At 60.1% G+C, this 25,408-nt stretch carries 19 protein-coding genes; 11 read left to right on the top strand and 8 right to left on the bottom strand.

Annotated elements, in window-relative coordinates; all coding sequences use genetic code 11:
• Positions 1-9 precede the first annotated feature (9 nt).
• From ACH2DW_RS08785 to ACH2DW_RS08770, 4 genes are all read left to right on the top strand, one after another.
• Positions 10-1,320 (top strand): hypothetical protein, encoded by a 1,311-nt coding sequence (locus tag ACH2DW_RS08785; RefSeq protein WP_394929364.1) that lies wholly within the window; start codon positions 10-12, stop codon positions 1,318-1,320.
• Between the two features lie 287 nt (positions 1,321-1,607).
• Positions 1,608-3,833 (top strand): glycosyltransferase, encoded by a 2,226-nt coding sequence (locus ACH2DW_RS08780; RefSeq protein ID WP_394929363.1) that lies wholly within the window; start codon positions 1,608-1,610, stop codon positions 3,831-3,833.
• Positions 3,834-3,843: 10 nt separating this feature from the next.
• Positions 3,844-4,227, top strand: coding sequence for a hypothetical protein (locus ACH2DW_RS08775; RefSeq protein ID WP_394929362.1), 384 nt, complete (start codon positions 3,844-3,846; stop codon positions 4,225-4,227).
• Positions 4,228-4,298: 71 nt separating this feature from the next.
• Positions 4,299-5,102, top strand: coding sequence for a glycosyltransferase (locus ACH2DW_RS08770; RefSeq protein ID WP_394929361.1), 804 nt, complete (start codon positions 4,299-4,301; stop codon positions 5,100-5,102).
• Between the two features lie 92 nt (positions 5,103-5,194).
• On the opposite strand, the gene ACH2DW_RS08765 is transcribed toward ACH2DW_RS08770, so the two are convergent.
• A complete protein-coding gene (locus ACH2DW_RS08765; protein WP_394929360.1) occupies positions 5,195-7,264 on the bottom strand; it encodes a glycosyltransferase in 2,070 nt (689 codons plus the stop codon).
• 235 nt (positions 7,265-7,499) lie between these two features.
• On the opposite strand from ACH2DW_RS08765, the gene ACH2DW_RS08760 reads away from it, so the two are divergent.
• The 7 genes from ACH2DW_RS08760 to ACH2DW_RS08730 all read left to right on the top strand — a co-directional run bounded on the left by ACH2DW_RS08760 (position 7,500) and on the right by ACH2DW_RS08730 (position 15,814).
• Positions 7,500-7,823, top strand: a complete 324-nt coding sequence (locus ACH2DW_RS08760) for a hypothetical protein (protein WP_394929359.1) — start codon at positions 7,500-7,502, stop codon at positions 7,821-7,823.
• Positions 7,820-9,532 carry a glycosyltransferase gene (locus ACH2DW_RS08755; RefSeq protein WP_394929358.1) on the top strand — a complete coding sequence of 571 codons (1,713 nt, stop codon included), beginning with the start codon at positions 7,820-7,822 and terminating at the stop codon, positions 9,530-9,532. Before ACH2DW_RS08760 ends, ACH2DW_RS08755 begins: the two co-directional genes overlap by 4 nt.
• Positions 9,533-9,700: 168 nt before the next feature.
• A complete protein-coding gene (locus ACH2DW_RS08750) occupies positions 9,701-11,194 on the top strand; it encodes a hypothetical protein (protein WP_394929357.1) in 1,494 nt (497 codons plus the stop codon).
• Between the two features lie 53 nt (positions 11,195-11,247).
• Positions 11,248-12,045 (top strand): ABC transporter permease, encoded by a 798-nt coding sequence (locus ACH2DW_RS08745; RefSeq protein ID WP_394929356.1) that lies wholly within the window; start codon positions 11,248-11,250, stop codon positions 12,043-12,045.
• A gap of 15 nt (positions 12,046-12,060) precedes the next feature.
• Complete coding sequence (locus tag ACH2DW_RS08740) at positions 12,061-13,269, top strand: ABC transporter ATP-binding protein (protein ID WP_394929355.1); 1,209 nt, start codon at positions 12,061-12,063, stop codon at positions 13,267-13,269.
• 57 nt (positions 13,270-13,326) lie between these two features.
• Positions 13,327-14,742, top strand: a complete 1,416-nt coding sequence (locus tag ACH2DW_RS08735) for an exopolysaccharide biosynthesis polyprenyl glycosylphosphotransferase (protein WP_394929354.1) — start codon at positions 13,327-13,329, stop codon at positions 14,740-14,742.
• Positions 14,735-15,814, top strand: a complete 1,080-nt coding sequence (locus tag ACH2DW_RS08730; RefSeq protein ID WP_394929353.1) for a glycosyltransferase family 2 protein — start codon at positions 14,735-14,737, stop codon at positions 15,812-15,814. Before ACH2DW_RS08735 ends, ACH2DW_RS08730 begins: the two co-directional genes overlap by 8 nt.
• Positions 15,815-16,331: 517 nt before the next feature.
• Here the strand turns inward: ACH2DW_RS08730 and ACH2DW_RS08725 are convergent.
• The 7 genes from ACH2DW_RS08725 to ACH2DW_RS08695 all read right to left on the bottom strand — a co-directional run bounded on the left by ACH2DW_RS08725 (position 16,332) and on the right by ACH2DW_RS08695 (position 25,230).
• Positions 16,332-16,985, bottom strand: a complete 654-nt coding sequence (locus ACH2DW_RS08725) for a sulfotransferase family 2 domain-containing protein (protein WP_394929352.1) — start codon at positions 16,983-16,985, stop codon at positions 16,332-16,334.
• Entirely contained in the window at positions 16,982-18,841 is a 1,860-nt protein-coding gene (locus ACH2DW_RS08720; protein WP_394929351.1) for a glycosyltransferase family 2 protein, read from the bottom strand. The genes ACH2DW_RS08725 and ACH2DW_RS08720 overlap by 4 nt, the downstream gene beginning before the upstream one ends.
• Before the next feature lie 91 nt (positions 18,842-18,932).
• Entirely contained in the window at positions 18,933-20,087 is a 1,155-nt protein-coding gene (locus tag ACH2DW_RS08715) for a sulfotransferase (RefSeq protein WP_394929350.1), read from the bottom strand.
• Between the two features lie 28 nt (positions 20,088-20,115).
• On the bottom strand, positions 20,116-21,297 hold the full coding sequence (locus ACH2DW_RS08710) for a sulfotransferase family protein (protein ID WP_394929349.1): 1,182 nt from the start codon (positions 21,295-21,297) through the stop codon (positions 20,116-20,118).
• A gap of 439 nt (positions 21,298-21,736) precedes the next feature.
• On the bottom strand, positions 21,737-22,519 hold the full coding sequence (locus ACH2DW_RS08705; RefSeq protein WP_394929348.1) for a glycosyltransferase: 783 nt from the start codon (positions 22,517-22,519) through the stop codon (positions 21,737-21,739).
• A 97-nt stretch (positions 22,520-22,616) separates the two neighbouring features.
• Positions 22,617-23,969: a stealth family protein gene (locus tag ACH2DW_RS08700; protein ID WP_394929347.1), complete on the bottom strand. Its 1,353-nt coding sequence runs from the start codon at positions 23,967-23,969 to the stop codon at positions 22,617-22,619.
• A gap of 376 nt (positions 23,970-24,345) precedes the next feature.
• Positions 24,346-25,230, bottom strand: a complete 885-nt coding sequence (locus ACH2DW_RS08695; RefSeq protein WP_394929346.1) for a glycosyltransferase family 2 protein — start codon at positions 25,228-25,230, stop codon at positions 24,346-24,348.
• Positions 25,231-25,408 lie beyond the last annotated feature (178 nt).

Raw genomic sequence — 25,408 nt, 5'->3', positions numbered from 1 at the left:
TGCGACCACATGTTTGCTGGCACCATCGTTGCGTCGAACTACGTCGAGATGGCCCAACTGTTGGGCGAGTCATTCCTTCGCCATCACCCTGCGAGTCGATTCGCCATCTTGGTCATCGACGAGCAAGCCGTCGGCTCCGTCGTCGACGGCATCGAGATACTGCGGTTATCCGACCTCGACCTCACCGCATTTGAGCTCGATCTCATGAAGACCATCTACGACGTGATGGAGCTCAGCACGGCGGTCAAACCGTCGCTGCTACGCACACTGCTCGGTAGCGCTGACACCGTTTGCTACCTCGACCCGGACATCTACGTCTACTCCCCCTTCGACGATGCCATCGCCGCGGTCGACAGCGCCGGCATCGTCCTCACCCCACACGTCCTTCAGCCAGTTCCTCGCGACGGTCTGGCCATCTCCGAACAAGCAGTGATGGAGTCGGGCATGTTCAACCTCGGTTTTATCGCGGTCGGCGCCAGCGCCCTCCCGTTCCTCGACTGGTGGATGGAACGACTACTCACCGACGCCGTGGTCGACCTCGACCGGCATCTGTTCACCGACCAGAAGTGGGTCGACTGGGTTCCGGCGCTTTTCGATCACGCCGTGTCACGGGATCCGGGGATGAACATCGCCTGGTGGAACATCCACGAACGCGACCTTGACCCCGGCGACCAGCACCCGATGGTCGATGGCCGTCCAGTTCGCTTCATCCACTACAGCGGCTACGACCCCGTCGTCCCGGACGTGTTGTCGAAGCACCAAGCCTCCCGGCCCCGGGTACCGCACGCTCTCGGCACGACGATCAGAGAGCTCGCTGACGAGTACGGCCGGGCCCTCATCGCCCGCGGCCACCTTGAACGGCGGACCGGCCCGCATCAGTGGTCTACAACCGCCAACGGGATGGCACTAACCTCGACGATGCGCCGCCTCTGCCGCGAGGCCGCTCTGGACCAGCTCCGCAGCGGAGCGACGGTCGACGAACTCAAGTTGCCCACCGCATTCGGAGCCGACGACAGCGCGTTCCTCCTCTGGTTGAACGAACCAATCGGTGGGTCCGCCGAACATCCGCTGACCCGAATGGAGCGCAGCGTCTGGGAAGAACGCCGCGACCTCCAGAATGCGTTTCCCGATGTCGACGGCTCCGACGCTGCAAACTTCCACATGTGGCTCAGCGTCGAAGACGATGCAATCACCCACCTCGGCGATCTTGCTCCACCTCGCAAACCGCGGGCCGCCGAGCTGACAAGGCCCGACCGTCTGCGGGCGCGGTTCGCTAGTGTGCGCAAGCGCTGGATGCAACTCGTTCGGTCACGGAACTGATTCGGCGTCGCACTCGCTGCGATTATTACCATCGGCGGTCCACACAAGATTCGGGCGCTGGGATACCATCTCCTCATGTCCGTCAGGTCCATCAGGTCCTATCTGTCGTGGATCCTTCGGGGGCCAGCCCGTCTCGAACGCGTTGAGCATTCGGTCGACGAGCTGCGTATCCAGCTCGCCGAATTGAACTTGAAGCAAGATGCCAGCTTGGCTGACATCCGAAATTCCGTGTCAGCCGTGTTGGATGATGTCGACCAGCGGATGACCGGTCGCGACCAACGGTCCAGATGACCTCGGGCGATCGACGTGGCGGGACTGTTGAGGTCATCGTTGCCGTCAACTCAGCCGACGACACCGCTGCAGCATTGGTTCGCGCTGTACGTACGCAGCATCCCGGCTGGATCATTTCAGCGTCGTGGGCTGGCGACCCGCAGCTTCGCCCTGACGCTCCGGCGGGCACTGAATGGGCACGTGATGTACCCGCCGAGATTGACCTGTGCCGCGCCGCCCACGACGATCGGATTTGGCTCGCCGGTCTCACAGCAGCTCGCTCCGTTGTGTCCGACAATGCAAACCCTGTCATTGTGCTCATTGCGGGCGCCATCGCAGTTGCTGGCCCATTGGACGCGCTGGTACCCGCAGCTACGGACGTGCTCGTTGTCATCCCGCGCTCCGTCGGGACCCCGGCAAACGGATTTCCAGACGTCGCAGAATTGTTCGTGGCCGGTTCAGTGTCGTCGTCGGTGGTTGGCTTCGGCGCGAACGCTCTAGCGGCGATCACCTGGCTGCTTGAGGGCTTGGTTGCTGGGAGCGACGTGACATTCGGACGGCGGCTCGATGTGGCGACAACACTCTTCGGGCAACGCCAATGCACCGATCCAACGCTTGGCGCGTCGCCCTGGCGTTGGCCAGATGGCCAAGAGACGGCGCTGATCGATGCCCCTCATTTCGCCGAAGACGGTCCGGCATTGCTGGATCGCACGATTGCAGGTCGGCCCCGCATTTCACTCGCCAATGCCGACCGCCTCGCCGCGGTGCGCGGAGTCGCTGACCAACTGAGCCCTCGGAGCGATGCGCTGACACTGCCCGGAGGGATCGCCATCGACGCCACAATACGCCGCCTCGCCCGACGGCACCCTGGCCACAGCCTGCAGCCATGGACTCAGGCAAAGGAGTTTCGCGACTGGCTCAGCCAGCGATACTGGTGGGCACTGCTCGAATCTCGGCCAGACCTCGCCGCACGTTTCGGTGTCGATGCTGACGTCGATGTAGAGGCTTTCCGAGCATGGGCATTCGGGGCAGCGGGCCGCAACGAAGCGCCCCTCCTCATCGATCCTGCTGGATTGACCAACCCGACTCCCCATCTCAAGGTGACGGGTTGTCGAACGGATGGCATCAACGTCGTCGGGTACCTCGACCGACAGTCCGGTGTCGGCGCCGTCGGGCGCACCATCGTGCAGGTGCTCGCCGAGGCCGGTATTCCGCACTCAGCGATTGCGTACCAGCGAACAGCAAACCCGCTCCTCGACGAACCTCCACGTTGTGACCAACACGTCGAGTTCGCTACGACGCTGGCATGCGTCAACGGCGACCAGATGGCCAACCTGCGCTCCGATCATCCTGAGCTCTTCGGGCCCGGCCGCAGCGTCATTGGCTATTGGTTCTGGGAGCTCTCCACGGTTGCTGGTGGGCCACCTGTCGCCGTCGACACGGTGCAGGAGATCTGGTCGGCAACACGGTTCATGGCCAAAGCCTTCGCCGAACACGGGGTCCCGGTCCGGGTTGCACCGCTGCCACTCGCACGACCCGTCCGATCCAACGTCGCACGCGACTCATTTCTGCCCCTGGCTGAAGCCGATGGCCGCTTCGTGTTCGGCGTCGTCCTCGACCACCTCAGTGTGACGGCGCGCAAGAATCCACTCGGTGCGATCGCTGCTTTCACGCAGGCCTTTGCGGCCGACGAGGGACCCCTGCTGGTCATCAAGACGATCAACGGTGAGCAGCGCTGGCGCGAGCACGAAGAACTGCTCCTCGCCGCGGCCGAGCGGCCAGATATCACTGTGTGGGATGCTCATCTCCCCATTGCCGAACATCTTGCCTTCATCGGACATCTCGATGCACTTGTGTCGCTGCATCGCAGTGAAGGACTTGGCCTCCACCTTGCTGAAGCGATGTGGATGAACGTCCCGGTCATCGCCACCAGATACTCGGGAAATCTTGACTTTATGGATGACGCAAGCGCCTTGTTGGTTGATTCCGAACTCGTCGACGTCGGCGCGGACGGCGGCTGGGCATACCCCGCCGAGGCAACGTGGGCGCGACCGAGCGTCGATCACGCGTCACGCTTGATGCGCCGGCTCGTCGACGAACCGGACCTCGCCGGAAGGATCGGCCGAGCGGCTCACACTCGCATGGAAACGCAGCACCGCCAAGACTCCGCCGCGCTCATCGAGCAGTTGACCACGCTCGGAGCGGGCCATCGACCAGGCGCTGCGATTGACGACGCGGGCTAACGTACGCCAGATGCCAAACACTCGCCTGGCCAGCGCTGCTCGAAGCGTGACGAGTCCCCTGCGGGGCTACCTCAACGAACACTTCGAAGCGGTCAAGGAAGATGGCCGAGAACGTACCAGCCGTCAGACAGCCGAGCTAAGCGGCGCCATTGCGTCCGCCGTTGAAGGCGCACTGCTCCCGAGGATCGACGCCATTCGTGCCGAGGCAACCGTTCTCGCCAGCGAATCGCTCTCAGCGATCACCGCCATACTTGACGATCGGATGCAGCGGGTGACGGCGCTCGAAACGACGATCGCCGAACTCCAGGCGACCAACGATCAACTTCTGGCAATCGTCGCCGAGTTGGTCAAGCGCCCTGATGGCACAGCCGCAACCCTCACTAGACCCGCGTGACGCTGCGTCCGCTCAGGAATGATCCATCAACCAGCCAGCTTGCCGATCACGCACAGGTCGGATCGTTGAGCGTGATCGAACAGGAAGCAGCAGTCGTCCGTGTCACTGACTCTCCCGTTCCTCGCGTCACCTTTCCATGGGTCGAGAGGCCCGAGCTGAGCATTGTGATTGTTGCCTTCGGGACGGGATTGGTTCTTGATCACTGCCTTGACTCGCTCGGCGCGTCCGTCGCCGCAGATGGGATCGCGGCCGAGGTAATTGTTGTCGACAATGATCATCCGCACCGTGGTCATGCCGCAGGCAACCGAGTCGCTATCTCCTCACGAGGGGTCCGCCTGATTCAGCCAACGGCCAATCTTGGGTTTGGTGGCGGCAATAATGCCGGGGCCGCGGCGGCACGCGCTGCGATGCTCGCATTCGTCAATCCCGACGTCATCGTGTCCTCCGGCCAACTGCGCTCGCTCCTCGATGCCGCCCGGTCGAAGCCCGACCTCATCTCGGCGCCGGCGTTGATCTTCCCGGACGGGTCGCTCCAAGAACTGGGCATGAGGATCATCGACGACGGTGATACACGACCGATTCTCCAGGCCGGATCGCATACGCCGGACTACGCCTCGGCTGCGTGCTGGTTCCTCTCGTCGAAATTGTTCTCCAGATTGGGGGGCTTCGACCTTGCGTATCACCCCGCCTACTACGAGGACGTCGACTTCGCCCTACGCGCCGCCGAACTCGGTGGAGGGACCCAGGTCGTTGATTCGGTGCGCGTTGTTCATGAACATCATGGCTCCGCTACATCCCCACCCGATGTTTCCAAGCAGCAACAAGTCTTCCTCAACCGGTGGAAGAGCGTCGTCGCCTCTCGCCCAGCGCAGTGACCCTCAGCGGTACCTTTCCCGTCACCCCAGATCGACGAGCTCAGAATCGGAAATTGTTGCGACAAGGCGCGCAACCGCGCCAACAGTCCAAATCAGTTGGGACCATTTGCGGGTTGCTCGCTGATGCCGAGGGCTCGAGCGTAATTCAGACCGAATGCCTTCTCGGCTGGCTGGCCGTGCATGTGCTCAAGCGCAGCTTCGACGAGTCGCCCGCGAAGGTCCAGGTCATTGACCATGCGGCTCATCCACGTCGCTGCCTGACCGAGATCAGGGTCCGCCCATCGGAATCCGTCGGGATACGCGCCCTCGCCATACTCGACGTCGATCAGTTTCACGTCGACCAGCGCTGCGGTCTCGTCGGACATGAAGTCCAGGTTGCCCGAGTAGCGAGAGGCGATCACCGGGGTTTCCAACCACATCGCTGATGCGAGCTGGAGACCCAGCCCTTCGCCGCGGTGCAACGAGACGAGGCAGTCAGCGGCGGAGATGAGTCCAGTCATTTCATCGTTGCTGATGAAGGAGTCGAAGATCTCAATCTGGTCAGCGATGCCGGATTGCGCCGCGTGGTCCGCGATGCGGGCCAGTGCCTCGGGACGCTGGTCGCCGTTGAGCGTCTTGATGACCAGCCGAACCGTCGAGTCGGTCGGTCCGAATGCCGCAACGAAGGCATCGATGGCGCCGAAGGGATTCTTGCGTTCGACGATGCTGAACAGGTCGAGGGTGACGAGGAAAACGAACTCGCCATTCGGTGCGCAGCGGCGACGCCACGCATCCCGCGCTCCATCGTCGAGTGCGGGGCAGGAGAGGTACATCGGCTGATGCGCAACCGGCGGCCCGCCGGGGACCGAGCGATAGGCGTCCGCAATGAAGGTCGTCGGCGCCCAGATCTCGTCGACGAGCTCGATTCCGGATCGATGCGTCACAGGAACCTCGGCCACTTCCCAAAACCAGTAGCCGACAACCCGGTCCACCGCACGAAGTTTCGGACGCGCTGCCAACGCTCCCGGAAGTTCGGGCGCGGTGACGACCGCAAGCGTCGTCTGTCGAACGATCGTCGACCCCCGGGCACCGTCGTCGGCCTCGACGCGCGGGCTGTTGGAGGTGTCAACGTCGAAGATCGAGACCGCCACGCCTGCAGCGGCGAGTGAACGGTGGAGCTGTCGCACCGCTGTGCCCAGGCCGCTGGCTGAATGGTGGTATCCGAGCAGGTTGACGCCCTCGGTGCGGACGTCGCCCGGTGGGCTCGGGGCGTCCGCATCTCGGTGTCGGGGTCGTCGCGCCTGCGTCCGTTCCCAGAGACGTCGTGGGCCGCCAGCCAGTCCACCGACAAGGGCACGCCAGTGGGCTGCATGTGGGGCGCGGCGAAGCCGCCGCAACGACAGCCAGACGGCTCGAACGATCGTCGGCAGCCGGCCGAAGCGTATGGCGCACCAAACCCGGTTGCGGTCCTGGAGGCGGCGGGTCATCTCGCCCAGGACCGAAGTCGAGGCGCCGCCTTCGTGCCAGGCGATCGAATCGGGAACACACGCGTAACGCTGGCCCAGTTCTCTGCCGCGCAGTGCCAGGTCCACGTCTTCGTAGTAGAGGAAGAAGCGTTCGTCGAACCCCCCAGTGAGATCGAGGAACGCACGGGAGAAGAGCACCGCTCCCCCGGTGAAGATCTCGATGTCGGCGATCCCGTCAAATACCGAACTGTCGGGTTCGCCGTAGCCGATATCGACTCCGGCGCCGTGCCGGTCGAGTGTGACGCCCACGCTGTTCACCAGGGCGACGTCGGCTGCCAACGATGACGCCATCAGCAATTTGGGCTGGGCGACGTTCCATCCTTCTGCCAGCGCGTCGCTCAACCCCTCGATCCAGCCGGGAGCAACGGTGACATCGTCGTTGAGGAGTGCGATCGCCGTTGCGCTGGGGGAAAGACGACGGACTTCGCTGAACCCGTCGTTGGCCGCCGCGCCGTACCCGCGATTCGCTGTACGGATCAATACCGCACCGTACAGATCTTCGAGATCTGCTTCACTCTTGCTTTCCCGCTCACTGTTGTTGATGACGATGACAGGTCCGACACCACCGGCATCGCGCAGTGCCTCCAGGCATCGGCTGAGCCTCTCTGACGGGCCCTCGTGTGTGACGACGACCACCGGAATCAGCGGAGGAGTCACTCGGCGAACCTCGCGATCAGCTGGCCCACGCGCAGCAGTGGTTGCCGTGTTGACTCCCGTGCAGGCGCTTCGGAACGCTGTGCACCCTCGCCATCGCGGGCTGCGACGGGTTCAAACATTGGGCAGAGCGTACTCTCAGAGTGTTTCTGGTTGAGGTTTGCCGACGCCTCTACGGGTCATGACATTGCTGATCGAGCACCGCGAGCCCCAATGGGAGCGAAGATACACTTGAGCTATGCCTGAAGTGGACCAAACAGAGGTGGTCCACGACGTCGAGGCGCTGATTGCGGAGAACAAGCGGTTGCGACGTCTGGTTGGACCACTTGAGCAGAGCTACGACGATCTTCGGACTGAACTTGTTGGGGCGAGCGAGGCAGTCAAGATCGCCGAGCAGGCCAACGGCGAACTGCGTGGGGAGGTCATGGAACTCACCGTCGCTCTCGGCCAGGCGCGACACAACATTGGCAAAGTTCATCGCATCGTGATCCAACGTGCAAGACATATGGTCGGCCGAGTCGTTCGACGAGTCCAGCGCCGACTCGCGACATTCGAGCGATGAAAGAATCGCTCATCGACCCCTTGGTCTCGGTGATCACACCGGTCTTCAATCCCGATCCGGCTCATCTCGCTGCCTGCCTCGAATCGGTTGAGCTCCAGACCGCACACAACGTCGAACACATCATCGTGAACGACGGGTCGACACGTGACGGTGTTGCGGAACTCCTTCGTCGAGCAGCCGACCGGAGCAGCAACATCGTTCTGCATCGACCTGAGCAGGGCGGAATCGTCGCAGCGAGCAATGACGGCCTCGCCGCAGCCACCGGCAAGTTCGTGGCGTTCCTCGATCATGACGACGTCCTCCGCAGCGACGCGATCGCCACGATGCTCGCCGCAGCCAACGACGGCGTGGACGTCGTCTATAGCGACCACGACTTCCTCGACGCGAGCGGCCAACACATCGGGCCGTGCCTCAAACCCCAATGGTCGCCCGAACGACTGCGGAATCAGAACTACATCACCCACTTCGTCATGGCGCGACGGTCGCTCGTCGTCGACCTCGGCGGATTTCGTTCTGGGTTCGACGGCGCCCAGGACCACGACCTCATGCTTCGACTTGGCGAGACCGCCCGACAAATCGCGCATGTCCCCGAGGTGCTCTATCACTGGCGTCAGGCGCCTACCAGTGTCGCGGCCGGCGTCGATGCAAAACCGTGGGCGTTCGATGCCGGTCAGCGCGCTGTGGCCGAGCACTGCGAGCGAATCGGTCTCGACGCAACTGTCAACACGACAGAACACGAGGGCATCTATCGGGTCCAGAACACATTGCCGTCTCCACCTCCGCAGGTCAGTGTCCTCATTCCGACCCGTGGGTCGGCGGGCCATATCTGGGGGATCAGTCGGTGTTTCGTCGTCGAGGCCGTGCGCAGCATTGTCGAACGGTCGACGTACTCCGACCTTGAGTTCGTCGTCATCATCGACGACGACACCCCTCCTGCGGTGATCACCACGCTCCAAGATCTCGTCGGTGAGCGCCTCGTACTGGTCGAGCACCACGGCGAGTTCAACTTCTCGACGAAGATGAACGAGGGAGCCGCCGCTGCATCAGGCGATCTCCTGCTGTTCCTCAACGACGACACTGAGTTGATTGAGCCGGACAGCATCCAGGTACTCGTCGGCCTTGTGACCGGCCCGAGCGAAGGGGCATCGGGCCCTGTCGGCATGGCCGGCTCGAAGCTGCTCTTCGACGACGGCACCATCCAGCACGGTGGTCACGTCTACTTCCACGGGCCCCATCACGCCAGCACCGGCTGGTCGGGCGCCTCGCCCGGCCCACTGCCACTTCGCCCGCTCGCTGTCGCGCGGGAGTGCAGCGGCGTCACCGCCGCTGTGGCCATGATGTCTGCTGAGCTCTTCAACGAGGTCGGCGGGTTTCCCGAAGAGTTACCGCTCAACTACAACGACGTCGACCTGTCATTGCGCATTCGTGCCGCTGGCTATCGGATTATTTGGACACCACATTCACTCTGGTACCACTTTGAGAGCCGGACACGAATCGGCAAGGTGCTGCCAAGAGAGACCGAATACATCGAGCAGCGTTGGGCACACGAGTTGCGCAACGACCCGTACTACAACCCACGACTCTCGCCTCTCTGGTTCGACTGGCTCGAGTGGCCGCTCGATGAGCCAACCTTCGCTGGCCACGGAGCCACCAAACCCGACACGTTCGCGATGGCGGTCCGACGCTCCATCAAGCGCAACAGTTCTTGACGACGGCCCACCGGGCACTCACGGTGCTGGTCATCAGGATCTTCGATGAGCGTGTTCTGATAGGTCGAATCATGACTTGCATTCCCCAGTCCGCCGAACATCGCTCGAGGCCTCAGCCGTGAGTCATTGAGTTCGCGAACGATCCGACCACTGATACGTTGACCACCCGTGGTCCAGTTCTCCTCGAAGCCAGCGGAGCCCGAGGGCGTCCGCGATCTTGGGTCCGATACGGAGTCGGTCGACTCGGCATCATCGGCCGGACCCAACGACGTCTCCAGCGCCACAGAGGCAGATGCCTCCACCCCAGTAGACGGCGAAGATCAGGGCTCACCCCCAGCTCCGATCTGGACGCGAACCGACTGGAAGATCTGCGGATTGTTGCTCGTCGCGTCGCTGCTGTTGGTGGGACTCCATGTCAGGAGTTACGAGACGTTGTCACCGATTGATGAGTTACAGCACATTGACTACGTCATCCGAGCGGGGGACTTCGACATTCCGGTGCGCAACGATCGCATCGGGCAGGAAACCCTCGCCGAGGCGGCGTGCCGGAGCGTTGACGCCCCGGGTTACGTCGGGCCGGCTTGCGGTCTGGCCACTTACGACCCCAACGATTTTCAGGAAAACGGATTCAACACGGCCGCAGCGCAGTTCCCGCCGTACTACCTGACAACAGGAGTGAGCGCCCGGCTCCTCACAGCCGTCGGTCTCTTCGAGAGCAAGGTCACTGCAGCGCGGATGCTCGGCGCCGTGTGGTTGGCAGCTGCGCTTTCGGTGACCTGGTACCTGATGGCGTGCCTGGGCCTCAGCCGCCGATCGCGTGCACCTGTCATCGTGCTCCTGCTGGTCACACCGCTCACGATCTTCCATGCGGGAGCGACCGTGAATGCTGACGTCAGCCTGATGCTGACCGGGGCGTTGGCCATTCTCGCCACCGTGAAGTACGAAGCGGGACGACTGAGGTGGTGGTGGGTTCCACTCGTCTACGTCGGCGTGATCCTTGTCGAAGCGACAAACATCCTTGCGGTAGCGGCGTGTGGGCTGTATCTGATGGTACGCAGGACCCCTGATGCGACGGCGTCGGTGACGCAACGTCTTGCACCGTTGGCGATCCTCCCAGCCGTGCTGCTTTTCCGGCTCGAAGTAGCGGGGCGTCTCCACGCCAGGTTCTTTCCCACAGCGCCAGTCTCCGTGTCGACTGACTCGATGGGCAGTGCACCCATGTTCGTTGTCAATCGAGCTGAAGGAGTGTCGTTCGAGAAGATTGTTGCCAACCTCAGCTCGACGTTCACTCCGGTCAGAAACCCGTACCTGTCTCCCCCGCTTCGCTCGCAGTTGACGATTGCTGGTCTCGAACTCACCAATTGGCTCCTCATCGCATTGCTTTTCAGCGCCGCCGTCATCGTCGTCAGCGGTGCTCGCCTCACCTGGCTGGCACGAATCACCGTGGTCATGCTCCTTACGGCCGGGCCGTTCTACACCTTCTATTTCGCGTACTTCAGCAACCAAGACTTCGCAGCTCCGGCTCGGTTCGCACTGCCGTTGATTCCCTTGATCGCCGTGGCTGCCTCGGCCGCCATCCAGCGCCGCGAGACACTTGTAGTGGTCTGGGGGGTCGCGGTCCTGACTGGACTGAACACCTTGTTCCAGTTGGTGACGGCGTGAGCGACTCGCTGCGAGCGGCCGTTCCTTCATCGGGTGGATAGGGTTCGGCCGACATGTCGCTTCGGTCGGCGGTGGCCCACCGCAATCTTCTTTATCTCCTCACGCTGAAGGAGCTGCGCACGCGTTATCGCGGGTCGATTCTTGGCTGGGCATGGAGTCTGCTGAACCCGATCAGCCAAATGATCATCTTCAGCATCATCTTCCTCAAGGTGTTTGGCGGTGTCCCACCACGCGGTAGTGCCAGCGGCGTCGAGAACTTCCCGCTCTATTTCCTGTCCGGTTTGCTTCCGTTCCAGTTCTTTGCGATCTCAGTTGGGGCGAGTATCGGCTCGGTGCAAGGCGGTGCCAGTCTGATCAAGAAGGTTGCGTTCCCGCATGAACATCTGGTGCTCTCGATCGTGTTCACCCAGTTCGTTACCGTGTGTATCGAATTGTTGGTTCTCTCAGTCACGTTTCTGATCTTCGGGAGCTTCATGTTCCAGTGGTTGATTCCAATGGCGGCGCTGCTGATCCTCATTGCGATCTTCACCACGGGTGTCTCCCTCGCGTTGTCAGCCGCGAACGTGTTCTTCCACGACATCAACTATCTCTGGGGCATCGTTGCTCAGCTGCTGTTCTACGCCAGTCCGATCATTTTTGTCATCGGTCAAGTTCCGAGCCCCTTCGTCAACAAATGGGCAGCGTGGACCCCGACGGGAGCGTTCGTCACTGCGTCGCATGAGATTTTGTACGACAACGTGTTTCCGAGCCTTGCACGCTGGGGATACATCGCTGTTTGTGGCATCGTTGCGTTTGCGTTTGGCGCGTGGATTTTCAACCGACTGTCGCCACGATTTGCTGAAGAGATCTGATGAGGCTGGCCCGAGATGAGTGATCACCGCAGCGCCGGTACGGCCCTCACGGTCGACAACGTGACCAAGACGTTCCGTATCCATCACGAACGGGCATCGTCGCTCAAGCAGTACATCGCTGCCGGGGGCCGCAACCGTTATGAGGAATTCGTCGCGCTGCGCAACGTCTCGTTCAGCGTTGATCAGGGCGAGGCGGTTGGCATCATCGGTCACAATGGATCTGGCAAGTCCACCTTGCTCAAATGCATGGCCAAGATCTATACGCCGAACGAGGGCCGTATTGACGTCCACAAGAAGATGGCGGCGTTGCTGGAGCTCGGCGCTGGGTTCCACCACGAGTTGAGCGGGCGCGACAACGTGTTTCTCAACGCTTCGATTCTGGGCATGGGTCGCAAGGAGATTGCCGCCCGCTTCGACGAGATCGTCGAATTCTCGGGTCTCGGCGATTTCATCGATTCGCCTGTGAAGACCTACTCGTCTGGAATGTACGTGCGGCTCGCGTTCGCCGTTGCGATCAACGTCGACCCTGAGCTGCTGCTCATCGATGAGATCCTTGCGGTCGGCGATGTCGCGTTTCAGAAGAAGTGCATGGAGAAGTTCGTCGACTTTCGCACCCAGGGCCGAACCCTGGTGCTGGTGACCCACGATCCATACACGGTTCGCGAGTTCTGCGACCGGGCAATCTGGCTTGACCACGGCGTCGTCCGTCGAGACGGCGACCCGGCAGACGTCGTCGACGAATACACCGAGACCATGCTGGGCGCCGAGACCACCGATGGCGCCGAAAGCAGCCGTCGCGGTGACGGACGGATCAAGGTGACCCGGACCGAGTTGTTGGTTGGCGGCGTGCCCGTTGACAGATTCCGTAATGGCGACGACGTGACCATTCGGCTGCACTGGGAGGCTGAGCAACCAGTCGCCAAGCCGGTCTTCTCCGTCACGATTGCGAGCCTCGCTGGTGCGACGCTGACTGCCCCGTCGACCCGAGACGTTGACATGGTTCCCGACTCGCTCGTTGGTTCCGGCCACGTTGATGTCCGCTTCGACGCGATTCCATTGGTTGCTTCTCAGTATGTGTTGCACACCGAGATCACGGGATGGGGGCGTCAGCACGTCTACGACCACGTGCAGAACGCCCAGACCTTCGACGTGATCGCTGGCGACACCAAGGAAATCTACGGCCTCGTCACGCTGCATCCGACTTGGTCGGGCTTCGACGAGTGAGTCTGACCGAATTGGCGGCTCTGCCGCTGATGCGGACGCCACTAGCCTGAGCGTGAGATGACCAGCACGTCTCACCCGTCCTCGGCTGGAGCAGCAGCGGCACCTCGCCCCCTGCCCGCGCCGGTCGAGCGTGTGGTCTCATCGGTCGGCCGTCCTGCTTCGTGGCTATGGGAGCGCGGGTTCCGGTTCCTCTCAGTACTTGACGCTGTCGCTCTGTACGCGCTCATGGTCGTCATCAGCTTCGTGCGGTTCGGGTTCTCGTTTGATTGGGACACCTACCCGCTGTCGCACTACTTCATCGGTTTTTCGATCGCGACCGGCATCCATCTGTTCGTCAACTACTTCACTGGGCTGTACGAACGCGAGCCTCGGCTCGGCATCCGTCCATGGTTTCCCCGGGCACTTCTTGCCACTGCCATCGGCGTGGCCGTTCAGGGCCTTGCATTTGTCGCACTCAACCGATACCTGATGCCGCGTCTCAACCTTGCGGCATTCTTGTGCCTCGCCTCATTCGTGCTCGTCGCGAATCGCGGCCTGAGCCGGCGCCTCGCACGACGTCGACAAGGTGCACCCCGGGTAGTGTTGGTCGGGGCGAGTCAGTCACTTGACCTCGCCGCACAGCATCTCGCGGAGAGCGATCGTGACGCACAAGTCGTCGGCCGAGTCGCATCACCCCACTTGCTGACGCAGTCCGTCGTCGACAATGACGCAACCGATGTCCTCCTGCTCGACGTGACCGCGTTCGGGTCGGTGTACCCCGAGCCGCTCAACTCACTCGATGCAGCTGGCGTGGGCTTTCTCCAGCGAGTGAGTGCGCGCGAAACGCTGCTCGGGTTGAAGACGGTACGAGAGGTCGGAGGCATGCCGTTCGTTCCGCTCCGGCTGCACACTGTGCCGACCCATAAGGTCCGCCTGAAACGGATCTTCGACTTGACCATCATCGTGCTGCTCGCACCGATCTGGCTGTCGGTCATGGCGCTCGTTGCGCTGTACGTCCGGGTCCGTGCCGGCGGCCCAGTGCTCTACCGCCAGACTCGTGTCGGGCGTGATGGCAGCACCTTCGAATGCGTGAAGTTCCGAACCATGCACCCTGACGCCGAGGAGGACGGCCGTGCCCGACTCGCCTCGCTCAACGACGATCGCATCGTGCCCGCCCTGGCCTGGATGCGTTCGATGCGCGCCGATGAGATACCCCAGCTCTTCAACGTCCTGCGCGGCGAGATGTCCCTCGTGGGACCGCGACCCGAGCGACCCGAGCTCGTGGCGGAAATCACTCAGCGCGTACCGGGATATATCCGCCGCAACGAACTTCCACCAGGGCTCACGGGGCTGGCGCAGGTCAACGGCCGTTACGACACCGATGCCGAGTACAAGCTCGGCTACGACCTGCAGTACCTGGTGAACTGGTCGCTCGTCCTCGATGCCCAGATTCTCGTCCGGACCGTCTGGGTCGTCTTGAGTCGGCGTGTCTGACTGGCGAAATGACCCTGCCTGGCCCGACGTCGATGTCGTGATGCCGATCCGTAACGAGGCAGACCACCTGGCTACGGCAATCGCTTCGGTCCGGGCACAGGACTACCCAGGGAGCATGCGAATCATTCTGGGCGTCGGGCCGTCGACCGACGGCACCGAGGCGCTGGCGGAATCGATGGCGGCGTCCTCCGTCGATCTCGAAGTGGTCCCGAATCCGTCGGGGAAGACCCCGAGCGCGCTCAACGCGGCGATCCGGTCAGGCTCGGCACCGGTGATCGTCCGCGTCGACGGCCATAGTGAATTGTCGGCTGGGTACCTCCGCCGAGCGGTCGAGATCCTCCGTGACACCGGTGCTGCCAACGTCGGCGGTATCCAACGTCCCGAGCCGACGACTCCATTCGAGCAGGCGGTGGCCGATGCCACCACGTCACTCCTCGGCACAGGCGGAGCGTCGTACCGGGTCGGGTCGGCAGCACGAGCGGTCGACACCGTCTATCTCGGCGTGTTCGACCGTACCGCGGTCGAGGCGGTCGGACTCTTCGACGAAGACCTGATTCGCAATCAGGATTACGAACTGAACATTCGCCTCCGTGACAACGGCGGCACGGTGTGGTTCGACCCGACCCTGTCGGTCGGATACACACCCCGTTCAACGTGGTCAGCGTTGGCTCGCCAGTACTACGAGTACGGATGGTGGAAAGCAGTCGTGCTGCGCAAACACCCGCGATCGCTGAAATTGCGGCAGCTGATTCCACCCGTCGGGATCATCGGTGTGCTCGCCGGGCTCTTGCTCGGGACCCGCTGGCGGCCGGCGTTCGTTATTCCGGTCGCGTACACGGCGGCGATTAGCGGATCGGTTCGGTCGAGTAGGGAACGGCTGCGAGCCCCAACGCTACTTATTGTCATCCATGTAGCGTGGTCGGTGGGCCTCCTGCGGAGTGCTAGTCGGCAGATCGTCCACGGCTCACAGGCGCACCAGTCTGACCGTGCCCCGAGATCTCGCGAGCTTGGCCGCAACGGAGCCAAACCGGACGACGCAACAAAATCGGCGACAGCTAAGACTTCTAAATGAACTGACTCCGCAGACGGTTCCTCCGGGTGTTCTTGCGCAATATCTCTACTGTTGCGGGCGACGGCCCAAAGGCCATGACTTTGGAGGGGCTCCATAGGCGCGTGATGCGAGTACAGGCCGGTGTTCGAACCGATGTCAAAAACGTCAGGCCCGATCCAGCGATTTCGCAAGAAGCCAGCACCGTTACCGCCGCCGTCGACCAACCCTCGAAGTTGACCCTGCGTGGCGAGCTATCGAAGCTTCGCAGTTGACATGGGCATTAGCCATGAGGGGCGCCGCGCCTCCAACCAATGGCCCCACCGCACCGATATTTTGAACTCTCTTTAGATTTATTGGTTGGCGCCAATCTGCGCGCCGGAGCCTCCTTGACGGCAGCAGTCATACACCAAAGGCTCAATCAGGAACGCTGACTCCAGCGTTTCAGCGCTCTGCAAGAAAAGATTTGTCATGGGACGGGAAGAAGGCACTCGTTGCGGAGTAAGGGACGTGAAGAAAGTTCGGCTCTAGCCGACGGTGACTAACCAAATGGCGAACGGTAGTTGAAGCGCTCAACATCGTGCCGATAAAGATCTCTCAAGATTCGGGCTGTCTCGTTATCAAGGTTGTTTAGGAAAGCACCGCCGTCGAGTGAGATATTGATGTGCGGTATTTTGGGTTCACAATCAGCGAGCCCTACGCGGCCCAGGATGTGTTCCACCTCGGCGGCGTACCGCTCGAACCTTCCGATGTGATCGAGCCGCCTACCATCTAACAGGGACGTTTGCGGCATAAAGTGGACGTCTCCCTGGAATAGCCTCGAGGCCCCGAGGTGCTGGACGAACAAGGGGTAACTCTCTGTGACGGATCGAGCCAGACCCAAATCACCCCGAGCAAGGCTCATCACCCGCCTTGCCCCAACGTTGTCGGCGTTGGGGTCACAACCCTTGATTTTGTTGTTCCAAGCCGACCAGGATCGGCTCCACGGGTTGCGGACTATGGTGAAGGCAAAGTGCTCGATATTAAAGACCTTCCTTTCCTGTGGATGACGCGCGCTGAATCGTGTCAAGTAGACATAGTCGTCGATCTCCTCCTCGAAAATTTGGTTTATTGAACGAGTGCCGGTTTTGGCGACTCGGTACCAGACGAAAGAGTGATTACAAGAAAAGGACAATGGGCACGATCGATTTCTCACGACTCGATCCGGACTTTGAAATCGGGTGGTGAGCTAATCAGTCCTAGTTGCTCGAGTGTTCGCCATGACTCGAAATGTCTGGTGGCCTCGTTCATTTCTCCCGTAAGAGTGCCTCCTGACTCGGCGATGGCATCTAGGTAGATCATGTGCCGCCGGCGACTACTTGGGGTACGGCTGTACTCAAGTACATCCGTCTGGAAGTTTGCCGAGTAGTCCCCTGTCAATTTGTAATGCAGCAGCGCACAACTGACATCGGTGACGATCGCTGGAGTGACGATGTGGCTGCTGGCTAACAATCGGATGTTTCTGCCCGCCTTGAACAAAGGGGTCTTCGTCATCCGCGGGGAGGCTGCTTGATGTCGTCGTATCCCGCCGTACGTGTCAACGTACGGGCAATTCATGATGGGGGAGGTCCGGTAGGCCGGGTCGAAATTCGGATACTTGCCCACGAAGTCTGATTCAAATCCGTCCGCATCTAGGACGGCGGAAGTCTCTGCGAACATATCAATCATGAATCCCGCCATAACTTCATGTCCGCGTTCATCCATGTATTCGGTGAGACCACGAAGCCCTAGTTCCTCAATGCCCGGGAATACGAGGGCCTCATCGACGTCGAGGTACATGTTCCAACCTGTCCTCCCGAAGTCAGTCACCAAATTATTGATCCAAACCACGCCTGACCGAGCCCTTGAATAGGACTCGCTAGTGTGAAATACAAAGACATCGGGCTGCTCGAGAAGTAGCTCAACGGTGCCGTCGGTGGAGTTGTTATCGACGATAAAAAAATGATCGACTCCGATTCTGCGGTGGTAGTCGAGGAACCATGGAATCCGCCAGCGTTCGTTGCGGACAACGGAAAAAAGCCGAATGCCGTCAAAGTTTCTGGGGATCTCGACGGGCGAGCAATATGACAATTCTCCCGAAGTAAGAGGACGCAGCTCTCGAACGTGGTGGAAGTCTTCTTGCTTTTCCCAGGTATGGCGAACGTCGTCAATCGATTCTCCTTGGCGGAGAGCAAGCCAAGCTCGAGCCTGGAATACCCAGCGGTGCCGCCAGTCTTCGGGAACTTCTCGCAAAAGTGACTCGACCTCGGACACCGAGTCATTCCGAACGGCCACTCTGATCAGAGTGGAAAGTGTTTGCGAGCGTTGCCTCGGACTCACTCGAGCGAGAGCAGCAACTTCAGTTCGAAGTTCTTTTTCAAAGTCGATCACTGAGTCCACCTCTTGGTACAACAACCGGAGGAGCACACCGCATGTCGCGATGCGCGCTTTCAGGTCATCCGGTTGCTCAGAAGTGCGGTGTCGTAAAGTCCTGAGCAGTCCGTGCCAGTCGAAACGTGCCTCGCACAGCTTGCGATGGAGTCGATCAGGGTTATCTGCGGCGTTTATAGCGGCTTCTGCCTCACTAAACTGGCCCCGTTCGAGCAGAGACTCAATGTGGCGACGCCGAACTCTTGGGTCGTTTGGATAATCGTTGCGGAGGTTGTCGATAATTCGCCTCGCTTCTTCAAAATTCTCGGAACGCTCCAGAACATAAGCACGGGCCATCCGCACCCCCGGACGGTCTGCTTTGGGCTGACTGAGCCCGTCAAGCGCTCCGAAGGCCAGATCCCATTTCTCCCACTGGGCTGCGAGCCGACTCGTCTCGATCGCAATCTTAATTTCGTCCGGAAATCTTGCCAGGGACTGCTGCGCCATTCCAAGAGCGCCTGCTGAATCTCCAACCGAATCAAGTGCCTTAATCCTGCCAAGGAGTGCCGCCGGTTCAGCTCGGTATTGTTCTGCATCTTCCCGCTTGGCCTGATCGGGTTCTGCGAGCGGTCGCCTTCGACGCTCCACGAGGAACGTGCTCAACGGCTGGGCAAGCTGTCTGAGAACCGAAAATAAGAACGCCAATGATGACTCGCGGCCCACAGCGGAGTGCGGTTTCACGCCCCTAAATCGCCTAGAAAGTGACCGCAACATCGGATTGGCTCGGATCGTAGCTATGGGGTTGTGAGAGCACAGCTTCTACTCGATTCTCATCGTACTCTGCACCAAGAAACACAAACAGTTCGCGAAGACGGTGCGACTTTCCAACAACATCTTCATAATGGATTTCGAAACAATTTGAACGTCCAGCGGCGAATGCGCTGAACTGATTATGGACTTCCGAGAGGTGCGCGTGAACCTCACCAGCATCACGATCTCGCCACCAGCCGCTTCCGCTGGTTGCTGCCAAATCCCGCGTGTTGAAGATTACGGCAGCCTCGGGGAAAAGTTCCTGGAGAAAATTAAGATAATCTTCAAAAATATCGCCTAACTCATCATATCTGATTTCTTTAAAACCTAGGCACAAGAGCGAGGCTTCCGAGACCAAATCGCCCAAAAGGATCGCCCTAGCAGCTGGCCTAAGCGCATCCATTAGAGTCGAGTCAGATATTTCGCTGATTCCAAACCACGGCCTATTTGCTGTGAACGCGTTGGCATGGTTTGATCTCATCGACCGCATGTGCTGAACAATCTCGAAGAAGGTTAAGAAGACGTTTCCGTTCTCTCCGCGAACCAACGTTCCGGGAATGCTGTTCAACAAACCCTGTAAAAGCGTGGATCCGCTCCGGCCGTAGGTGACTACAAGAATATGTTTATAGGCAAGCGTCGGGCAATCCGAAACCCTCGAGTTGGTTGTCATCTCTAGATAACGCCGCGCGTCGTCGGAAGATGAAAACTCATCGTATATTTCGCGAGTAAGCTCATCATATAAACCAAGAGCAAAGAGGTTCTTTTGAACTCGACGACGCCAAGCTTTGCCCTCCATATCCCCAAATTCGGCCCTAATCGCCCTCCAGTAGTCCAAAGCCGGCCGGTGCTGACCGGCTTTTTCAGCGCATTCAGCGAGGCCAACCAGTCCCTCGTGGCGATTAGGAAACAGATCTCTGAAAAGCTCAAACCACTCAGCGGCACGTTTTGTGTCGCCCAACTTCAGACGGGTGCGGCCAGCGAGAATCAGCGCTTTAGGAGGCGGTTGTGCCATCTGTGACAATCTCGCTTCAAGAGCCGCGCAACCCTCAACCGTTTTGCCTTCTTTTAACATCTTTCTTGCCGATTTGATTGAGGGCATCCTCTTCTCCTAATTGGCTGCGTTCGTTTCACCGATCCAGCTTTCCTGAAACTTTAGTCAGGGGCACTGTGCTTTCGGGTTGCCCTGGGTTCGCATGCGGATACGGAACGTCTGGCATCGGAACGCCGAGAAACGAGCACAACTCGGCCCAACTTGCGCCCGCTAAGACGTTAAAACGCAGCAGGCGGCTGGCTCGCTCGCCCGAAAAAAAGCCGTCGACTCGTTGGTGGTGTGATTCGAAAGCCTCTCCCCAGGTCTCGAACTTCGAGTACAACGACGCGTTTATCTCTCCCATTAACCCGCCAAATGTTCGCGCTACCGCAAGTCTGCGAAGGCTATCTGGCTTGAGGATTCCCAATTGTTGCCTATAGTGTCGGCGCACCGAGATTTCCCATGTCTCGATGGACCGGGTGGTGAGAATAAATCGAGACGTAGGGAATTGATGAGCAAGAGTCTCGAAATCGGCAGCAATCCCAATGTCCGAGAACGCATCGAAGAGAAACAGATCCGCAGAACGAATCAGATCGCCCGTGAGATGGTTGCGCCAATGCAAATGACTAAAGCCGAGGAGACCGAGTGCCTCATCCATTGAGGATGTGCCGGTTCGGCTCAGTCCGATAACGAAAATCTTTGAGATCCGATGCTGGGGATAACTTGGGTCGCTCCATCGCTGCGCAACCTTCTCGAGTTCGTTGGCAAAAGATTTGTGACGGCGCCCAGATATTGGAGTTGCCGAAAATTCGTTCACAGCGTTGAGGAACCTTTGACGATCGCGGAGAGCTAACAGCACCCTGGCGCGGTTGACTGCGCGAATAGGTTCGGACAGGGTGGCATCAGACGCTGACTCGATGATTTCCAAGAGATGCTCAAACCGCCCACTGCGAAGTCGGATGTTGGGAGATTGCTGCACGTTCAACAGCAAAGCACCGATCAATCCATGGTCGAGTTGATGGCTCCCGACCGCGGCGTTAAGGCAAAAGTCGAGGGCTCTCTCACTCTCGTCTCCATCGACTAGACGTGCCTGGTTCCGAGCAAGTAGCACACGAGGCATCAGAAGGTCTGGAGAAATTTCAATCTCCCGTCGGAGGCACTCCATCACTGTCGCGAAATCACCGATTCGGCGCGCCGATATTCTACGTTTCCTCAGATTGGCAACAACTAAGCCATTGTCGCCGCTCGGGATCTGATCAACTTCTGGTGACCGCGACACCGGCACAAGAATACACGGACCACGCCATAACCGACGACGCGCTTGCCCGAAGAGTGCCGGCACCAGAGTCGAACTCCCGAATGGACTCGCTCTAAGTAGAGCAGTTGGGGTTCGGATAGCATTCGCCAACGTGGCAGCCATAGCTTTTTGAGCGCAATTTTTGCTTGAGTGCGCAATAGATCAGCACTCATAAAACGGCAGAGCGGTTCCGCATTCCTCCCAATTTAGCCTGCCGGATCAATCGTGGGTTCGCCGCGCTTAGGAAATACAACCACCTAACATTTCCTCTCTTTAGCCCCGCACGCCGCAGAGGCGGGGCGTATCTCTCACCGATTTTCGCCGGCGGAAACCTCAATAGAACGGCCCTGGCGAACCTTGATGGGATCCTCTCAATCCACATGCAACGCAACACGCTCAACCGGAAGCGGTGTCTTGCAAGTCACCGGTTGATCTCAGATTCCGGCCAGCCAGACCCAACGGATTCGGTCCCGATCAGGAAATCTTCGTCAGCGAGGCGCCACGTGTTTCCGCCGTCTCGTATCTGAGTGAAATTAAACCGATCTGCCGAAAACGTCGAGATCCCCCGACGGTGGCACCGCGCAATAAAGGCTCGATCCTCGCCGAGTGAGACGTCTGGGAACTCTTGATCACCTACGACGTCGCGATCTATTACGAGAGTCCCACCGGCCAGAGTTGAGCTGTAGCAGAATTCGTGGCTTGGAAACCGGATCACCGTCTCATTGCGGGAACGTAGATGCGCGTAATAGCTGTGTTTGCCGACTACCCCAGCTCCCGCGTATGAGTGGGCGCGCAAAGCATCCGCGAGGAACGCAGACCCGTAGAGGTCATCGTCGTCGAACTTGGCGATGAAACGAGCCCCAGTCATCGACATGCCTTGGTTCAAGCCTTGGCCCAGCGACGTACCCGTCGGTGCATGATCCACACGTGCGTGCGGAAGAGAGGCGAAGGCCTGTTCAACTTCATCATTCACAAAACCAGGGGCGTTCGCCACGAACACGACTTCGATTGCGTTTTCAATCCCGATTTGCCGCTCAACGTTCTTGACGAAATGGTGAAGAAGATGAGGGCGTCTCGATACGCACACGATGGCGACGCTCCCAGATGGAACAGGATTTGCAGAGCGGTAGCGCTCGTGACGTTCGCTCGTGACGTCAGCCCACATTGACGGCGCGTTGCGGCTCTGCTTACCGAAAATCGTCATCGCAGGAACTGCGGAACCTGATCGGCGAATTCGTCGTCGCCCATCGGCGTACCCGCGCCATAGCCGACGTCGGACACCCTCGACGACGCTCACCGCTCTACCCATGCTGTGGCGCCGTCCTTTCCCATGGCGACGGAACCGGGAAGTACGCCTCAAAGAACTCCGAGAGTTTGAGTTCTCGCGCTGAGGCGTCCGTAGCTACATGGGATGTTTCGTTGATACAAAAGGTGTCATAGAAGCGTCCGAGGAGCATCTGCGCGAGATGCCAGCGGAGCCGGGCGGACTCGACGTGTACATAGGCGGCTTCAATCTCGCTGAACACTCCCTTACCAATTGCCATGCCGTAGTGCTGGGCGAATGAAGCTGCAACGCTCAAGTCGGTCGGTGACCGAAATCGGCTGCTGGTGGTCTGCTGAATAACGTCGGGGAATTCCTCATCGATTTCCTCCATGACGCTCCGGCGGAGCGGGTAGGGCGAGTGCAGTGGCTTGTTAGAGACGACACGACCGAATCGCGACGAAAGCAACTCGCGGCCACGCCTGGCTCCGGTGTCGACGGCAAGTGTTTCTGCATCCTCTACTCCGTGAATCCTCGCCCTACTTGAGAAGACCCGCGCCAACCCGTTCGGGGTGAAGAAGTGGTCTGGCTGAACCGGCCGACCGATGAACATGTCGTCGTTGAAATAGATGAAGTGCTCGGACAAGCCATCGATCCGATGTAGTGCGGCTTCGATGGCGTGGGAGTTGAAGGTTGGTAACGCCGATGACGGGAGAATTTCAGTATGGTCAATAATCTTGACCCTCTCGTCCGTGACAAGCCATCTAGGCATCTGTCCGGCGGTCACGATGTATATGTTTCGTGCCCACCCGCAATTCGCCCAAACCGACCGGAGTGAGTATTTCAACTCATCACGACTGTGATACCGAGCGGGATCGAGAGCGGTTTCAGACAGGCTGCGCCGCTCATCGCGGGCGCACAATTCAAACGTTCGCCGCCAGTTCGCGTCGGCGCCGTCGACCCACGTATAGACGATGTCAACGGGGTCGGAAAACCGTTCGAAGCTCTCCCCGACAGGGAAAGCAGTCCGGCCGGGATACTCCCGTCCATCAACGCGCTCAACCGTTCGTGCGGATCTCTCATCGAATCGTTCGGGACCGCGCGTTCCAACAAGTTCCAGTTCGCCGGACGTACCCGGGTCCCAGAATGACAACTCGACCGCTTGTTCAGGTCCAGCCGCAAGGTCACCAGCGGCATCGACGCGGTAAACCCGCCAGGACCTCGAACGCCTTGCGGAACGGCTGACGTCGGCACATTCCAAAGCAACCGTCGAAGTGCGAAGTCCATCAACCCAGTCGAGGTACCACCCAGTTCCGAATTGCGCAGAGGCGAGGGAACGAATCGCTGTGTCCCGCTGATCTAACGGCACTCCGAAATGAAGCGAGTTCCCCATATGTCCCACAATGAAGGGGTCGAGCGAGTCCCGCTGCAACACCTCGATCACACTTGCCGCGAACTCGTGAGTCAAATCCGCATATGGCCGTCGCAACCGCCCAGCTGACCGCAATCGACGGTTACCGTGTCGCACGATCGGGTTGGATTCCAGAGGTGGCCACTCGGGACGATTTGAGCCGAGCGTTGGCCGAATTCGCGCCACACACTGGTCGACGGAGGTCTGAAACTTCAACGCAAGGGTCGATCTGAAGAGATCGAGGACGGAGGGTGGGAGCCGCCGGTCGATGCGGTAGCGCTGCAGTAAGCCTCGCACTCGTGAGCTCTTGCCGCGCATTACGGCGATGTTAGCGCTCATTCTGCAAGAGGCGCCGAGGTCAGATCAGTGGTGGCCTGCCGAGTCGGGTCAGTTTCCAAACCGTCGTCCAGCGAATCGGGCGACGCTTAATCTGTTTACGCCACCCGTCAAACCAGCCGTCTAGGTAGGCGCGTCGGCAAGCTCCACGTGGCGCCCGAATCATTCCGCCGACGAGCCACGTTGATACGTGAACGAACGCGATCGGCCACGGGAGTGTCCGTCGAGCAATCCAAACACGATTTCGTCCCGTCAGGCGCCACCCATCGGAGTGGCGGGAGATATTGGTCTTCGGGTGAGTGACTCGTACATCATCGAGATATTGGATCTTCCAGCCGGCGTCAATCAGCCGCCATGACAGTTCCAATTCCTCGTGCCCGTAGAACAACTCCGTGAAATATCCGCCCACCGAGTCGTAGGCCTCGCGTCGCAGTGCACAGGCGCCACCGAGGAACAACGTCACCTCCCGCGACTGCTTCAGAGGTCGGTCGCCAACTCGCGGGTGGTGTCGACGGGCGGTGTTGCCGTCCTCGTCAGCCAGTCGTAGTGCGACTGCGCCGAGATCTGGATCTGTTGTGAAAGCCTCGACAATGCGTTTATTGGCGCCGAAGCCCACGATCGCGTCGTCGTCCAGAAAGCCGACAACATCGCTGTCGCTTAATTGAATTGCCGCGTGACGGCCGCCAGGGACCCCCAGATTTTCATCGGTCGTCGTGACACGAACGTCAGGCATGTCTGTGACATCGGGGCTGGCGCATCCGTTTGCAAGCACGATTGCTGCGCTCAGAGTGCCCTGGGTGTGGCCAGCGGACTGGGCGACGACGGAATCCAATGCTGCCCGCACTTCGGCGGGCCGATCCCCACGCGTGAGCACAACCCACTGCATTGTCAGGCCCTCCGCAGACATCAAGCCGATTCTAGGGCAGAGCGACGCGTCGCACGCCACAACACCGAGGACCGCTGGGGCGCACGGCAATCAGGGCCCCGTACGCCACCGGTATACTCCGCGACATGTTTGTCGGGCCTGGGCTTCATGGCCCGATGCCGCAAATTCGACCGGAGCGAATGTGATGCGCCTTAGGAAC

The organism is uncultured Ilumatobacter sp. (assembly GCF_963980585.1).
Lineage (GTDB): Bacteria > Actinomycetota > Acidimicrobiia > Acidimicrobiales > Ilumatobacteraceae > Ilumatobacter_A.
This window is presented reverse-complemented; position numbering and strand designations above follow the sequence as displayed.